This is a genomic window from Bordetella sp. 02P26C-1, assembly GCF_009763255.1.
Lineage (GTDB): Bacteria > Pseudomonadota > Gammaproteobacteria > Burkholderiales > Burkholderiaceae_B > Bordetella_A.
Map to the genome: position 1 here is coordinate 162319 of NZ_WSJB01000002.1, position 14693 is coordinate 177011.

General features: G+C 62.4%; 15 protein-coding genes. 2 read left to right on the forward strand and 13 right to left on the reverse strand.

The window, feature by feature from the left end:
* Positions 1-76 precede the first annotated feature (76 nt).
* On the forward strand, positions 77-1000 hold the full coding sequence (locus GOQ28_RS01750) for an NAD(P)-dependent oxidoreductase (protein ID WP_160355184.1): 924 nt from the start codon (positions 77-79) through the stop codon (positions 998-1000).
* Between the two features lie 16 nt (positions 1001-1016).
* Entirely contained in the window at positions 1017-1724 is a 708-nt protein-coding gene (locus GOQ28_RS01755) for an IclR family transcriptional regulator (RefSeq protein WP_160355185.1), read from the forward strand.
* Positions 1725-1813: 89 nt separating this feature from the next.
* Here the strand turns inward: GOQ28_RS01755 and GOQ28_RS01760 are convergent, their stop codons facing one another.
* From GOQ28_RS01760 to GOQ28_RS01820, 13 genes are all read right to left on the reverse strand, one after another.
* Positions 1814-3046 (reverse strand): alpha-hydroxy acid oxidase, encoded by a 1233-nt coding sequence (locus GOQ28_RS01760; RefSeq protein WP_160355186.1) that lies wholly within the window; start codon positions 3044-3046, stop codon positions 1814-1816.
* Between the two features lie 134 nt (positions 3047-3180).
* On the reverse strand, positions 3181-4068 hold the full coding sequence (locus GOQ28_RS01765) for an NAD(P)-dependent oxidoreductase (protein WP_202109594.1): 888 nt from the start codon (positions 4066-4068) through the stop codon (positions 3181-3183).
* 43 nt (positions 4069-4111) lie between these two features.
* The gene (locus GOQ28_RS01770) at positions 4112-5587 is read right to left on the reverse strand and encodes an aldehyde dehydrogenase (RefSeq protein ID WP_160355188.1); all 1476 of its coding nucleotides are present in this window, start codon (positions 5585-5587) and stop codon (positions 4112-4114) included.
* Between the two features lie 169 nt (positions 5588-5756).
* Positions 5757-6470, reverse strand: a complete 714-nt coding sequence (locus GOQ28_RS01775) for an ABC transporter ATP-binding protein (RefSeq protein ID WP_160355189.1) — start codon at positions 6468-6470, stop codon at positions 5757-5759.
* Positions 6457-7239: an ABC transporter ATP-binding protein gene (locus GOQ28_RS01780; RefSeq protein WP_160355190.1), complete on the reverse strand. Its 783-nt coding sequence runs from the start codon at positions 7237-7239 to the stop codon at positions 6457-6459. Before GOQ28_RS01780 ends, GOQ28_RS01775 begins: the two co-directional genes overlap by 14 nt.
* On the reverse strand, positions 7236-8213 hold the full coding sequence (locus GOQ28_RS01785; RefSeq protein WP_160355191.1) for a branched-chain amino acid ABC transporter permease: 978 nt from the start codon (positions 8211-8213) through the stop codon (positions 7236-7238). Before GOQ28_RS01785 ends, GOQ28_RS01780 begins: the two co-directional genes overlap by 4 nt.
* Before the next feature lie 3 nt (positions 8214-8216).
* On the reverse strand, positions 8217-9086 hold the full coding sequence (locus GOQ28_RS01790) for an ABC transporter permease subunit (protein ID WP_160351241.1): 870 nt from the start codon (positions 9084-9086) through the stop codon (positions 8217-8219).
* An 18-nt stretch (positions 9087-9104) separates the two neighbouring features.
* Positions 9105-10268, reverse strand: a complete 1164-nt coding sequence (locus tag GOQ28_RS01795; protein WP_160355192.1) for an ABC transporter substrate-binding protein — start codon at positions 10266-10268, stop codon at positions 9105-9107.
* A 43-nt stretch (positions 10269-10311) separates the two neighbouring features.
* Positions 10312-11160 carry an alpha/beta fold hydrolase gene (locus tag GOQ28_RS01800; protein ID WP_160355193.1) on the reverse strand — a complete coding sequence of 283 codons (849 nt, stop codon included), beginning with the start codon at positions 11158-11160 and terminating at the stop codon, positions 10312-10314.
* The gene (locus tag GOQ28_RS01805) at positions 11157-11540 is read right to left on the reverse strand and encodes a hypothetical protein (protein ID WP_160355194.1); all 384 of its coding nucleotides are present in this window, start codon (positions 11538-11540) and stop codon (positions 11157-11159) included. The genes GOQ28_RS01800 and GOQ28_RS01805 overlap by 4 nt, the downstream gene beginning before the upstream one ends.
* An 81-nt stretch (positions 11541-11621) precedes the next feature.
* Positions 11622-13046, reverse strand: coding sequence for an FAD-binding oxidoreductase (locus tag GOQ28_RS01810; RefSeq protein WP_160355195.1), 1425 nt, complete (start codon positions 13044-13046; stop codon positions 11622-11624).
* Positions 13043-14008, reverse strand: a complete 966-nt coding sequence (locus GOQ28_RS01815) for a 2-hydroxyacid dehydrogenase (protein ID WP_160355196.1) — start codon at positions 14006-14008, stop codon at positions 13043-13045. The genes GOQ28_RS01810 and GOQ28_RS01815 overlap by 4 nt, the downstream gene beginning before the upstream one ends.
* A complete protein-coding gene (locus GOQ28_RS01820; protein WP_160355197.1) occupies positions 14005-14685 on the reverse strand; it encodes an RraA family protein in 681 nt (226 codons plus the stop codon). The genes GOQ28_RS01815 and GOQ28_RS01820 overlap by 4 nt, the downstream gene beginning before the upstream one ends.
* Between the last annotated feature and the right edge of the window lie 8 nt (positions 14686-14693).

The window sequence follows — 14693 nt, forward strand, 5'->3', positions numbered from 1 at the left end:
GCAGGTCTGATACGCATTCGCTGTCCATCATGGCATGCATCACATCACTAACACTATTGAATCTGAGAGACACCACATGACTTCATTCACTCGTATTGGCTTTATCGGGCTGGGCGTAATGGGCGAGCCTATCTGCCGTAACCTTGCCCAAAAATGCGGTTTGCCCGTCCTGGGCTGCGACATGAATCCCGAGCCCCTCGCGCGCCTGGCGCAGCATGGCGTCCAGGCGGCCGATGTCGCGACCATCGCCGCTCAATGCGACGTTATTTTTCTCTCGCTGCCGTCTGGCGAGGTCGTCGAGAAACTGGCCCGAGGACCGCAAGGCCTGCTGGCGAGCTGCCGTCCCGGCCAAATCATCGTGGACACCAGTACCTCGCCGGTGGACACGACGCGCAAACTCTCCGCCGAGTTCGCCGAACGCCAAGTGACCTTTATCGATGCGCCGGTCGCGCGTACGCGCGCGGCCGCCGAGGCCGGCACGCTGTCGGTCATGGTCGGGGCGACCACCAGCGTATTCGAGCGCGTGCGTCCGTTGATCGCCACCTACGCCAACGAGATCACCTTATGTGGCGACGTGGGTAGCGGCCAGGTGGTCAAGATCCTCAACAACATGGTGCTCTTCGAGACAGTCACCGCGCTGGCCGAGGCCTGCGGCATCGCGCGTCGCTCGGGCGTGGATACCAAGGTCATCATGGAGACCTTTATGCTGGGATCCGCCGATAGCTTCGCGTTGCGTAACCATGGCTTAAAGGCTATTCTGCCTGGTGAATTTCCCGAAAAGGCCTTTCCCGTCAGCTATGCGCGCAAAGACTTGAACTATGCGCTGCGTTTAGCCGAGCAGACAGGCATCTCCGCGCAGGGCGCCCGAAACGTGGATCAGTGGTTCGAGGCGGCCTTGGAACGAGGCCTGGGTGACAGGTATTGGCCCGTCATCAGTCGCTTGATTGATGATGAACAAAACACTGCACAGGAAACCGCCAGCCCGGGCCATCAGTCCTGATATAGTCAATTTACTCATGAGCCGTACCGCCCCTCCAGAATCCGTCGATGGCGTAGCCGCCGTCGATCGGGCCCTTGCCATTGTCGACGCCATCGCCCAGACGACCGAGCCGATCAGTCTCGCTGACCTGTCACGCGTGACGGGGTTTTATAAAAGCACTTTGCTGCGTCTGATTGCCTCATTGGAGAGATCCAATCTGGTGGTGCGGCGGGCAGATGGGCGGTATGCCTTGGGCCTGTACGCGCACCAGTTGGGACGTGCATACGAGGCCGCCTACCACCTGACGGATGTCTTGCAACCGATATTGCAAGCATTGGTGGATCAGGGCACGGAGAGCGCCTCCTTTCACGCCTATCACGATCCGCAGTCGCGCATTTGCCTGCTGCGGATCGATTCCCTGCATTCCACGCTGGATCGCATCCGCGCGGGCGATTTGCTGCCCTTGGATAAAGGTGCCGCGGGCAAACTGCTCACGGCCTATCGCGTGCTTGGCGAGCGTGCGGACGCAGCGGGTTTGGTAGCCACCTCCATGGGCGAACGCGACCCCAGTTGCGCGGCCGTTGCCAGCCCCGTGTTCGGTCCCGACGACGAGATTCGCGGCGTCATTTCTCTGTCCGGGCCGAAAGAGCGTTTTACCGCCGCCGCGATCAAGAAGATGTCCCAGCTGCTACAGGACAGCGCGGCGCGCGCCACGCGATCTCTGGGCGGCCGCTGGCCGGGGTAATGACCGGCTCTCGCGGTTGACCCGTGCCGAAAGGGACAATCAGCGTGATGCTCGAAGTAGGCTCGTCCCGCGCGCCAAGCGCCGGCAGATTACCGAGCGGCAAACGGCGCGAGCACGTGCGGCCCGATGTCGCCGATCGAGGCGATCCCACTGAGCCGCATCGTCCGGAGGAGCTCTTCGCGCAGCAGGAATAGCGCTCGCGCAGCACCCGCTTCGCCACCGGCGCTGACGCCGTATAGCAGGGGTCGGCCCACCATTACGGCCTGTGCGCCCAAGGCGAGGGCCTTGACGATATCCGCCCCGCGGCGCACGCCGCCGTCCACGAGAATGTCGAGCCGTCCGCTCACCGCTTGTACGATGGCGGGCAAGGCATCCAACGCCGCCGGCGCCCCATCGAGCTGCCGGCCTCCATGGTTTGAAACGACCAGCCCATCGCAACCCAGATCGGCGACGCGCGCGGCATCGTCTGGGTGCAGCACCCCTTTGACCAGCATGCGGCGCGGCCACACTTCGCGGATCCTGGCCAGGTCATCCCAGTTAAACGCGGGGTCATAGTTTTTCCCGACCGAGGAGGCGATGGTAGAGGTATGGAGCGTGTCCGGCACGAAGCCCAACATGTTCTCGAGTACCGGCATGCCGCTACGCGCCAGCCGCGCCACCCATCCGGGACGACTGGCAAAGTCCAGCACGTTACGCGCGGAGAATCGAAACGGCAGCCCGAAATCGTTACGCATATCCCGCTCGCGCTTTCCGCCGGTAGGCATATCGATGGTGATAATCAGCGCCTCGTAGTCGGCATCGCGGGCGCGTTGAATCAAGCCCATCGTGAAATCACGCTTGCGCAACATGTACGACTGAAACCATAGCCGTGTGTGAGGCGCCTCGCGCGCCACGCGCTCGATTGACGACGTCGAGGAGGTGGGTAGCGCATAGGGCAGACCCGCCGCGCCTGCCGCGCGGGCGATGGCCACATCGCCAAACGGCCAGCCATAGCCAATCGCGCCGGTAGGGGCGACGGCCAGCGGCATGGACACGGGCTTGCCCAGCAGATTCATCGTCGTGTCGATGCGGGATACGTCCACCAGAAAGCGTGGCAGTATCGCGTGCCGGGCAAAGGCCGCCCGGTTCGCCTTTAGCGTCGATTCATCTTCGGCCCCTCCGTCGTAGAAATCGAATACCGCGCGCGGCAGCGTGCGCTGCGCGATATCACGCAGCGACTCGATCGAATAGGCGTGGTACAGCCGGCGCGCTCGACGTGCGCTGGCCGCGGGCGACGAGGAGGGAGGCAGCGCACCGTGCGCTGAAGCGGTCTCATGTGACATAGGAGTTTCCCACTGTGCAACGAAGAACGTGGCCGGCTGCGCGCAACAGTTTGCCCATAACACCTCGGTATTGGTTTCATGTCGCGTACGCTCTCGCCGTGCATATCAGGCGACTCGCGCAGCGCGATGAGATGTCAATCAGGAACGGCCGGACGTCCCCAGTCGGCCCATAGCTTGGCGATGGCGGCGTAGTCGTCGCGTCCATAGCCCGCCGCCGCCGCGATTTCATACACTGTGTGCGACCCTTGAATGGCGAACAAGGGCACGCCCAACGAATGGGCCAATTGCAGCGCCAGGGTCGAGTCTTTGCGCGCAGCCTCCAGCGGCATGCCGCCCTCGTAGTTGCCTTGCACGACGCGCTCGGCATAGCGATGCGTCAACGGACGGTGCAGACCCATCTGCGGATCCGATAGCAGGCCGATCAGTTTCTCGCAGCTCACACCCGAGGCCGTGGCCATCGAGCCGGCCTCGGCGACCACGATCATGACCGCATGCGCGACCGCATTGTTAATGACCTTGGCCGCGGCACCTGCGCCGACCGGTCCGAAATGAATTTGCTTTGCCGCAATCGCATCCAGCGCAGGTCGGCACGCCTCGATGGCAGCGGCATCGCCGCCAAGCAGCAAGGTGGCGGTACCCGCCTGCATCTGGCTGACTCCCGCCAGAATCGACGCATCAATGATGCGCGCGCCGCTGGCGGCCAACATCCGTTCGCAAGCCTGGACATCGGCCGGATTCACGGTGCTGGTCTCAATCACAACTTGGTTTGGCGACAAGTACGGCCCGATCTGTTCCAGCACGGCGCGTGACGCGGACGGGCTGGGTAAACACAGCACCACCGCCTCGGCCTGCGCGACGTCTTGGGGTTGCGCGATCATGATGGCGTCGAGCTCGCGCGTGGCGCGCTGTGTTTGCGCAGCGTCGAGGTCTGACACCAGCAGGGAAAACTGGCGCGCGAGGCGCTCGGCCACGAGATAGCCCATATTGCCCAGGCCATAAATTGCAATCTGCTTGCGACTCATAGAAGTCATCCGTTGGTTACGTAAATAGCGGTGTGTCCGGGGATCACAAACCCATCGGCTGGGCGTGCATACCGAAATACATACTCTTGACCTGGCTATATAGACGCAGACCGTGCAGGCCTTTCTCGCGGCCAATACCACTGTCCTTAAAGCCGCCAAAGGGCGTGGCGATATGCGATTGTTTGTAGGTATTGATCCAGATGGAGCCTGCCTCCAAGGCGCGCCCCACGCGCCAGGCGCGCGCATAATCGCCCGTCCACATCCCAGCGGCCAAGCCAAACGGCGTGTCGTTGCCCTGTGCAATGACGTCCGCCTCGTCGTCGAACGGCAGCGCCACCAGGACCGGGCCAAAGATCTCTTCGCGGCAGGCACGCGCTTGATTCGTCAAGCCGTCAATAATGGTGGGCAGATAAAAGCTGCCGCGTTCCAAACGCGCATCCCGTGGTCGGTCGCCGCCGATCAATACCGTACCGCCTTCCGCGCGCGCCAGATCTACATAGCCAGCGACCTTGTCACGATGACCTTGGGACACCAGCGGGCCCATTTGCACATTGGCATCATCCGGCAGGCCCACCCGCAGCTCGCGCGTGAACGTGACCAGCTGATCCATGAAACGCTTATAAATACTGCGTTGTACGAACAATCGTGAGCCCGCTACGCAGCTTTGTCCGGCAGAGCCAAAAATGCCCGACGCCACCCCCGCCACGGCGCGCTCGATGTCAGCGTCGTCGAACACGATATGCGGAGATTTACCACCAAGTTCCAGGCCCACCGGAATCAGGCGCTGGCCCGCGATGGCGCCAATCGCGCGGCCGGTCTCCGTGCCACCAGTGAATGACACCATGCGCACACCCGGATGGCGTACGAGCGCGGCGCCGACATCCTCGCCCAAACCGGGCAGGGCAGTCACCAGCCCCTCGGGCAAGCCCGCCTCACCGCAGATGCGCGCCAGCTCCAGCGCCAACTGGGGCGTTTCCTCCGATGGCTTGATCAAGACCGCATTGCCGGCCGCCAGCGCGGGCGCGACTTTTTGCGCCTCATTCATGATCGGCGAATTCCATGGAGTGATACATGCCACCACCCCGAATGGCTCGGCCAACGCCATCGAAAAATATTCCCCGCGCGGCGAAGTGACTTCGTTCTGCCAGGTCTCGCAAACCGCCGCGTAATACCGGAAATGGCCCGCTGCGGCATCGACCATATGCAGGCACTCTTTCCAGGGCTTGCCACTGTCGATCATCTGCAAGCGAGCCAGAAATTCACGTTCGGCAGTCAGACGCCGGCCGATTTCATACAAGGTCGTGGCGCGCTGATCGGGGCGCAGATGACGCCAGGGTTGGTGATGAAACGCCTCCCACGCCACCGCCACCGCGGCATCGACATCGGCGGGCGTCGCCCGCGTGACCCAGCCGGCCACACTGCCATCGGCCGGATTGATGGAGGTCAAGATCTGCGTTTCGTCAGAGGCGTGGCGCCATTCGGCGCCGATACGGAAAGGCTTGATGGAGGAAGCTTTCATGATGGACCCTGTCTCGCGGGCTATGTCGTGTTCTCGGGCGATCATGATGCGCCGGCTGATTCATAGACTCAAATTGGAATTTATATAGAATTATTAGGGAGCTACTATGAATACCCGGCAGGGCGTGTTCGCTCGGACGGGGCGTCCGTGCGAGACGCCCAGACGCGGCTCAAATCCCCAGATAGGCCTTCTGGACAAACGGATCATCCAGCAGCTCCGCTCCCTGGCCCGCGCGCACGATCTCGCCATGGTCCAGCGCATAAGCGTGGTGCGCGAGCCTGAGCGCCAGTCGCGCGTTTTGCTCGACGACCACGATGGACATCCCGTTGTCGGTGTTCAGCCGCTGGATGGCGGCCGCGATTTCAGCGACCACCTTGGGCGCGATGCCCAACGACGGTTCGTCCAACATCAAGAGGCGGGGATTTGACATCAGTGCGCGGCCTATCGCCACCATTTGCTGCTCGCCGCCCGATAACGAGCCGGCCAGCTGCGCGCGGCGTTCGAGAACGCGGGGAAACAAGGTGTAGATTTCCTCGAGATTGCGTCGAATCACACTGGCGCTGCGTACGCCGTGTGCACCCACCAGGAGATTCTCCTGCACGCTCATGCGGGCAAACAGCCGCCGTCCCTCGGGCGACAAGGACAGGCCCGCCGCGACGCGGGCCGCCGGACCACGCCGCGTCACGTCGGTGCCTTCCAACTGAATGACGCCGGATGCCGCGTTGGCCAAGCCGATCACGGCCTTGAGCGTGGTGCTTTTGCCCGCGCCATTGGACCCGATCAACGCAACAATCTGCCCCGTTTCCACCGTGAAGTCGATATTGCGCACGGCCTCGAGCGCGCCATAGTGGACGGTGAGTCCGCGAACCTCAAGCATGGGCATAGTCGGGCGCTCCCAGATAGGCCTCCACCACCGCCGGATTGTCGCGCACGTCTTGAGGCGAGCCTTCGGCGATTTTCTCTCCTTGTACCAGCACTACGATGCGCTGGCTCAGCGCCATGACAAGCGCCATGTGGTGTTCGACCAGCAGCATCGTCAGCCCCCATTCCTGATGCAAACGCCTGAGCAGACGCGCCAATTCGTTGCACTCTTCGTGGTTCAAGCCGGCCGCTGGCTCGTCGAGCAGCAACATGCGTGGGCGCGCCGCCAGCGACACGGCAATGCCCAGCCGCTTCTGTAAGCCATACGCCAGACTGCCCGCCATCGCGTCGCGCCAGGCAAAAAGATCGGTGATTTTGAGGATATTATTGATCTCGGTTTCGACGCCATCCGGCTGTAAAAGCCAATCGTGCCGACCGCTCAGGCGATTCACCACCGAGCCCGATATGCGCGACAGGAGTCCCCGGTAGACGTTTTCGGCGACCGTCGCCTCCGGATAGGTCGAGGTAGATTGGAAAGTGCGCGCGAGACCCAGCGCGACCACCCGGCTGGGCGGGCCGCCCGAAATATCCCGACCGTCGAACAGCACCTTGCCGGAAGAGGGCGGCACTGTCCCGCTGATGACGTTAAACGCGGTGGTCTTACCCGCACCGTTTGGGCCGATCAGGCCTACCAGTTCCCCGGCGGCCACGGAAAATGACAGATCGCGCAGCGCGACAAGCCCGCCAAAACGCCGCGTAATATTGTCGACTCGCAGCAAAGGCTGGGTCATGACTGTTTCTCCTTTCGGCCCGCATAACGCTGCCATAGACTCGCCAGTCCGCCCGGCAGGAATCGCATGATCAGAATCAGCGCCGCGCCATAGAACACATACTGCGTCTGCACCGCGCCTCGGAATAGCTCGGGCAGCGGCGTCATCACCAACGCGCCGATAAATGGCCCCCAAACCGACGCCCGTCCGCCTATGACCAGCATGATGAGAAACCCGATGGTCACACCCGTATTGAACGACTCCGGCGAGATGTAGCCGATATAGCGGGCCTGTAGCACGCCGCTTAACGCCGCGAGCCCGCAGCCCACGATAAAGGCCAGCACCTGAAGCCGAAAGACACTCAGTCCGGTGGATTCCGCCAGCGCGGGATTTTCGGCAATGGAATCGATCGCGTGCCCCAGCGGCCTGCGAAACACGCCACGGAAGGCCACCAGCACCAGCAACACGACCGCCACGCTAAACGCGTAAAACTTCGGCCGCGTGTCCAGCACGAGGCCGAACAACTCTATGGGCGCGATGCGGGTGATGCCATTGGCGCCTCCGGTGAGGCCGGACCAATCCAGCAGACTCAGACGCATCAGCTCGCCGAATGCGAAAGTCACCAGCACGAAATACACACCCTTCAGCCGCAGGATGATCCCGCCCAGCACGCCGGCCAACACCGCCGCCGCCACGATGCCTAGGAGGGCGGCCAACCAGAGATTCAGACCCAGCTCACGTTCCGTCAGGACCGAGACATACGCCCCGACCGCCACGAACGCCGCCTGGGCAAAGGATAGCTGGCCGGAACGACTGATGATGGCCAGTCCGGTGACCGCGATCATGTTCAGGCAGGCCATGATGGCCAGATGCTGCGCGAAGCTACCCGCGAACCACGGTGCGATCAGGATCGCCGCGAACGCGATGAACCCGAGTGCGCGCAGGCCCACCGGCGCGCTCACGTTTCGCGCGCCTGTTGATTGAGTTGGGGTCATGCGTCAGGCCTCCCCTTTGCCTAACAAGCCTCGTGGCCGGAACACCAGCATCGAAATCACGATGACAAAAATCAGCATGTCGGCCGCACTGCCACCGATCAATAACCCGGCGTAGCTTTCGGCCAGACCCAGCAACAGCCCCGCAGCGACGGCACCTGGAATGCTTCCGAGGCCGCCCAGCACCACCACGATGAACGCCTTGAGCAGGGGGGTCGCACCGGAAAACGCCGACACGGAAAACAGCGGCGCCATCAGTGCCCCCGCGACGGCGGCCAGCCCGACACCTATGCCAAACCCCAACGGATAGTAGATGCGGGCGCGCACGCCTTGTATGGACGCGATTTCAAAGTCCTCCACGACGGCGCGCAATGCCCGTCCCGGGCGAGAGTGGCGTAGGAACACATAGAGCAACACCAATACGACCAGGGCGAAGACCACCACGTAAATCCGTGAGTTGGGAATCACCACCGCACCCAACCGTGTGGCGCCACGCGCGATAGACGGCATGGACAAGGGATCGGGACCAAAGAACATGAGCGCCAGATTCTGCAAGACGATGGCCAAGCCTATCGTGACGATCATGCCATTGAGCTCGTCCCTTCGGAACGGCTTTAACACCCCCCATTCCAGAATGGCGCCCACAACCACGGCGCCCAGGAATGTCAGGCCCACCGCGGCCAAAAAGGGCAGGTGAGCCTGGGTCGTCAGGATGTAGGCTCCGAACGTACCCAGCATGTAGAACTCGCCATGGGCGAAGTTCACCATACGCATGACCCCGAACACCAACGTGAAACCCACCGCCATCAGCAGATAAAGCAGCCCGACGATCAAGCCATTGACCGTCGCCTGCGCCAGTAGAACGCTCCAGTTCACTTGGGTCGCCTCGCTCGTTCACTGGCAACCGGAGACGGTGCAGGCGGCGCGGATGACTTCCTTGCCATCCTTGACCTCGGCGACGTAGAACGGCACACCCAGTTGATGGTTAATGCCATATACGTCCTTACCGGTCCAGTTCAACGTGCCAAGCACGCCCGGGAAATCGGAGAGCTTTTCCAGTTCGGCGCGTACCTTATCGGTGTCGTCGACTGTCCCGGCACGACGCATCGCCTCGAGCAACATCGTCGTCCCATCATAGAAAGACGGGCTAAAGCCATTCATCGGCGTCTTATATTTGTTGTTGTAGAGCTCGATATAGGCCTTCACCGACGCCAGCTCGGGGTTGATTGGCGTATGCACGAACATCCCTTCAGTGGCCTCCTTGCCAGCCACGTTGACGATGTCCTGCGTGGCGGGACCACCAGTGCGCACGATGCGTCCATCAAAGCCCAGTTCGCGCGCCTGTTTGACGATCATGCCAGCCGTGGCCGGGGAGTTCACTCCAAGTTCGATCGTGTCGATGCCTTGCGCCATCATGCGTGTTAGGATGGGCACGAAGTCCACGCGGTCGCGTTCAAAGAACTCCTTGGTCGATAACTGCGCGCCGGCGTTTTTATAGGCGGGCTCCAGGTCACGAGCCGCTTGCTGACCGGTTTCGTCGTTGGGAAACAGCACGCCGACCTTTTTGATTCCCAAAGACTTGACCAGCCACTCGATCTGCGGCTTGGAAATCTCGACGGTGGTCGCGTTGGGACGGAAAGTAAAAGGATGATCGGGCTTTAACGCATGCGTGGTAAAGCCCAGCGTCATCACCATGACTTTGTTTTTTTCCGTAATGGGCTGTATCGCGAGCACGGAGGCCGAACCCACCGGGCCGATGATGTACTTGACCTTGTCATCGAACACCAGTCGGTTGGCAGCGGTCATGGCCTCGTTGGCTTGGTATTTTTCGTCGTACGGGATGACACGAACCTGATATTTCTTGCCGCCGACTTCCAGTCCACCGGCCTGGTTGACCTTGTCGGCGGCTAGCTCCGCCGCGTTTTTCATCCCCTGTCCCCAGGCCGCGCCGGGGCCTGACAAGGTTACTAAGGCGCCGATATTCAGCGTCTCTTGCGCGTGCACCGAAAAAGAAAGCAGTAATCCGGTGGTCAATACGGTGGTGGTCAATGTTTTCATGGTCAGTCTCCTCGTTGTTGTGTTGTGTCGCGCAGGGCGCGGTTTACTGCTGCTCGATCTCGTCCAGAACCGGCATCAAATAAGAGCGAAACTGCCGCGGGTGTTCGCTCATGGGAAAGTGGCCCAGCTCGCGCATGATCGTGACTCGCGCACCGGGAATGGCATCAGCCGTACGCAATGTGTCCTCAGGCGTGCACGAGAAGTCGTATTCGCCGGTCAGCAGATACAGCGGGCAAGTCGCGGTGTCGATACCGTGGAGTGTGCCGCGCAGGTCGGCATCCACGCGGTAAAAATGCAGATCGCCCTTGAACACGCCGGGTCCGCCTTGCATGTACTGCCACAGCGTCTCGTGACGGTGTTCGGCGGGCGCCTGCGGCGCGATCAATCCGGACACCAGTGCCGCGCAAACTTCGCCGCCGTGGACATCGCCCCGATGCAGCCACGCGGTGTCGTACCAAGGCTCCTGAAAATCCGCCGCCTCCACCCCGATCAGCGCGCGAAAACGGTCGGCATGTCGATTGGCGAGTTCGAGCACGATACGGCCCCCGATAGAACATCCCATTAACGCAGGCCGCTCCAATTCGAGCGCGTCGCAAAACGCCAGGATGGTCTCCAGATAACGCTGTGTGGTGAGTTGGTACGGTGCATCCTGCCAACCCACGGGTGGATAAGACTTGCCGTGCCAGGGCAGGTCAAACGCCAAGACGCGATAACGACTCGTGATGGACTCGTCGCACAGGATGTGACGATACTGCCGACCATCCGCGCCGGCCGTATGCAAGCACACCAGCGGTATACCGCTGCCTGCTTCCTCGAAATACACACGGTGCGCGGTGCCAGCGATGTCAAACGTGACATATCGGCCCACGATGGGTTCGATCTTCGCTGTCATGCGCGCGCCTCGCGTGGCAACGCGAGCAGATCCTTGATCGCTTGCAGATTGGCCATCAAGGGCTGCAGCCGTCCTTCGATACGCATTTCACCGCGTTTGCTCAACGCCAGGATGTCATGCCAACCCGGTTGGGGGAGGGGCTCCCAATAAGACCGCCACGCCTGTTCCGAACCCCAGATCGAAAAATCCCAGGATTGCAGGGGCCGCACCGGTATGACGATGTCGGTGACCACGCCGCCGCGCACCCGCACCAGGCGCTTGGCGTCTCCGAACTGCAGCAGCATATCTGCATCAAAAGCCTCTCGCTCGCGCGCATAGTTCGATGCAGTACGGCTAAACCGCTCGGCCAAGGCATGCCCCGGCGAGGTCCCTACGGTCATATTGCCTCCGTTTGTTCGTTCTGTGTAGAAGAACAATTGTTCTGTTATCAAGCACAGATTCTACGGCGGCGTTTCAGCCTGTCAAGCCAGGACTTTTCCGGGATTCATCATTCCTTGCGGATCCAGCGCCTGTTTCACCCGGCGCATGAGGTCCATTTCGACGGGGTCTTTGTAGCGTTGCAGATCACTCACCCGGCGCTGACCGATACCCTGTTCAGCGCTGATGGAGCCGCCCGCAAGATGCACACGCTCGTGCACCAGGGCCTGGATGGCATGCTCCAAGTCCGGCACGGTGGCAGGATCGCGGTCCACGGGCGGCAGCAGGTTGTAGTGCAAGTTGCCATCTCCCAAGTGGCCAAACACCCGCATACGTACGCCGGGAAACGCTTGCGCCAGCGCCCGGTCGGTCTCTGACACAAAGGACTCAATGCGCGATACCGGCAAGGAGATGTCGTGCTTGATACAACGGCCCGCTTGGGCGAGCGCCAACGTAATGCTTTCGCGCAACTGCCAGAAGGCTTCCGTCTGCGCATGCGAACTCGCCACCGCCGCATCGCGCAGCATGTCTACTTCCATCGCATGCGACAACACCGTTTCGAAACGGGCTTGCGCGTGTTCCTCACCTTCGGCATCGGAGAGCTCCAGCAAGGCGTACCAGGCGCCCGGCGGGGCTTGCACCGGCAGGTGCAAATGCGGAGACGTCTGCACCACCATATCCAGGCAGTCCACGGACATGACCTCGAACGCCGTCAATGCAGCTCCGAAGCCGGCACGGGCGAGGTTCAGCACCGCAAGCGCATGGCTTAACGAGTCCACGGCCAGCATCGCCGTGCGGCGCGCGCGGGGCAGGGGAAACAACTTGAGGACCGCGGCCGTGATGACGCCTAAGGTGCCTTCGCTGCCGATATACAGATCGCGCAAATCGTAGCCGGTATTGTCTTTACGCAACCCGCGCAGTCCATTCCAGATCTCTCCCTGCGGCGTGACGACCTCCAGCCCCAGCGTCAGTTCGCGTGCGTTGCCATAGCGCAGCACCTGGGTGCCACCCGCGTTGGTCGCCAGGTTCCCCCCGATCATGCAGGACCCCTGTGCTCCGAGTGAGAGCGGAAACAATCGATCCGCCTCGCGGGCGGCTTGCTGGACCTCCTGCAAAATGCAGCCGGCCTCTACCGTCATGGTGTCGTTCTCGGTATCGATCGCCCGTATGCGGCGCAATCGCTGCAGGAGCAGTACCACAGCGCGCCCGCTCGTGTCCGCGGTGGCGCCAGCGACCTGGCCGGTGTTGCCGCCTTGGGGCACGATGGGCAGATGGGCCGCCGCGCATAAACGCACCACCGCTGCGACTTGCTCGGTTGACTCGGGCCGCACCACGGCCAGCGCGCGTCCCGTCGTGTAATGCCGCCAGTCCGTCAGATAGGGGGCTGCGTCCGCGCCGGTCAATACATGCTCGGCACCGAGCAGCAGGCGCAAGTCGGCCAACAGCCCGGCATCGCGGCGGGAACTCATCCTTGCCCCGCAATGGGAATGGGGGTCAACAGGCCTTTGCCCGCTAGCCAGGCGTCGACGTTGTCCATAACCAACTGACTCATGGCCTCGCGCGTCTCATCCGTGGCGCTGCCCACATGCGGCATCAAGACGACTTGATCCATGGCCTTGAATTCCTCGGCCGTCGAGGGCTCGGATTCCAAGACATCCAGGCCCGCGCCACCCAATTCGCCCGCTCGCAACGCCGCCACCAATGCCGCCTGATCCACCACACTGCCGCGCGAGATATTGACCAGAATGCCGCGCGGCCCGAGCGCGCGGATGACGTTCGCATCCACAATCCGGTAGGTAGTGGGCCCACCCACGCAGGCAACGATCAGAAAATCCGCCCACTGCGCCAAAGCCTGCAACTGCGGTTCGTAGGTGTAGCCAGCATCGGCACGGGGATGACGGCTGTGATAGCGCACCTCCATATCGAACCCCATGGCGCGCCGCGCAATGGCATGGCCAATACGACCCAGACCGAGAATACCGAGCCGTTTGCCCGAGACCTTGATCGACAACGGAAATTCGCCCAGCGCGCGCCACTGCGCGCTTTTGACATAGCGATCGCCCGCCGCCACACGGCGCGCGGTCGCCAATAACAGTGCCCACGCCAAGTCGGCCACACAGGCGTCGAGCACACCCGGGGTGTTACTCGCCTGCACGCCAGACTCCCGCGCCGCCTCAAGGTCGAGCGTGTCATATCCCACGCCCCAACTGCAGATCGCCTGCAGTCCGGGCAGACGTTCCAACATCTGCCGCGTGAAGCCGCGTCGCACCGACGTCACGGCCAGCCGCACATGGCGCGTGAGGTCGGGGCCGTAGCCTTCCAACCCCTCCGGGTCGCGCCACACGGGCAGGACTCGGTAGCGTCGGGCCAGACGTTCGTCGAACGCGGGGCCCAGCGACGCCACCTGCACAATGTCGTAATGCTCGCTCATCCAGCCGCTCCGGGCCGGTCGGGGATATAACCGGCAGAGGCGGCGGCCTGCGCAAACGTCAGCCCATCGCGTATGCCTTGCGCCACTTGGTCATCGACTTTCAGTATGGCTTCGGCACGCGCGAGCAGATCGGCCAACTGAGATCTGGGTATCACCGCCAGGCCGGTGTCATCGCCCACGACCAGGTCACCCTGTTCCACTCGTATCCCGCCAATCGTCACGGGCTCGCCCATGGATCGCAAGCTCAGCCGCGTCTTGCCCGTCGTGGGCGCGACCCAGCGGCTGGCCATCCACAGTCCGGCCTCGCGAATCTCGTCCACATCCCGGCAAGCGCCATCGATCACCACCGCGGTCGCCCCGCGTCTGGCGGCTGCCATAGAGGCATTGCCACCAAACGTCGAGATCGGGGCGCCACCGACATCGATCATCAGCACCTTGCCGGGGCCGGTGGCCTCGACCAGACGGCCCACCGCGAATTCCGTGCGATCGAAATCCCCATACTCGCCATGCGCATGACGCGCCGTCACGGCAAACCCGGCGATGCGTCCCGTACCGGCCCGCTGCACGATACCCTGCGTCACCCCGCGGATGCCCAACTCATCCATCGCGTCGGACCAGGCGCTAACACCGATCTGGGCGCACCGCGCAAGCAACTGTGTTTCTTCTTCAATCGTCATACGAGTCT